The sequence below is a fragment of the Clostridium sp. AM49-4BH genome (assembly GCF_003478335.1).
In the GTDB taxonomy this organism is placed as follows: Bacteria; Bacillota; Clostridia; order Lachnospirales; family Lachnospiraceae; genus Butyribacter.
On the sequence record NZ_QUFB01000147.1, the window covers coordinates 1 to 681 of the forward strand.

Annotated in this window: 1 protein-coding gene; it reads left to right on the plus strand. The window is 37.6% G+C overall.

What is annotated here, in order from left to right; genetic code table 11:
* Positions 1 to 681, plus strand: a 681-nt coding sequence (locus DW981_RS14825; protein ID WP_243034786.1) for a phospholipase D-like domain-containing protein, incomplete at both ends; no start/stop codon positions are given.

Below are 681 nucleotides of genomic sequence, written 5' to 3' on the forward strand. Positions count from 1 at the left end.
AGTTGTTAGAGTATTTTGAAACGATATGGGAACAAGAAGACAGTGGTTATTTTCATGACAATAAAAAACTGGCAAATAGAAAATCTGTAAAGAACGCAGTTTTAGAGCTACAGAACGGCTATCAGAAATATTTTGAAGAGAATAAGGAAAGAATCTACGATACCGATTACACGGACGAAACTTTTGAGACAGAAAAGATTGCATTAGTGTCAAATCCTATCCACACAGGTCCCAAGGAACCAGTAGTCTGGTATCAACTGGGAGAACTAATGAAAAATGCAAAAGAGCGCGTGAAAATTCATACACCATATATTATCTGCAATGATATGATGTATAATACATGGAAAGAGATTGCGGAGAGAGTTCCGGATTTTTCTATCATGACCAATTCGGTTGCCAACAATGGAAATCCGTTTGGCTCTGCTGATTATGCGAGAAACAGAAACAGAATTTTAAATACAGGAATTGATATCTGGGAGTATGAAGGCGGCTATTCTTACCACGGAAAAAGCATCCTGATTGATGATGATCTATCCGTAATCGGTTCCTTAAATATGGATATGAGAAGCACGTATCTGGATACGGAACTGATGCTTGTAATTCGCAGTAAAGATATTAATAAACAGTTGGAAGAAGGCATGATGGAATATGAAAGAGTGTCCCGACAGGTATTGGAAGATG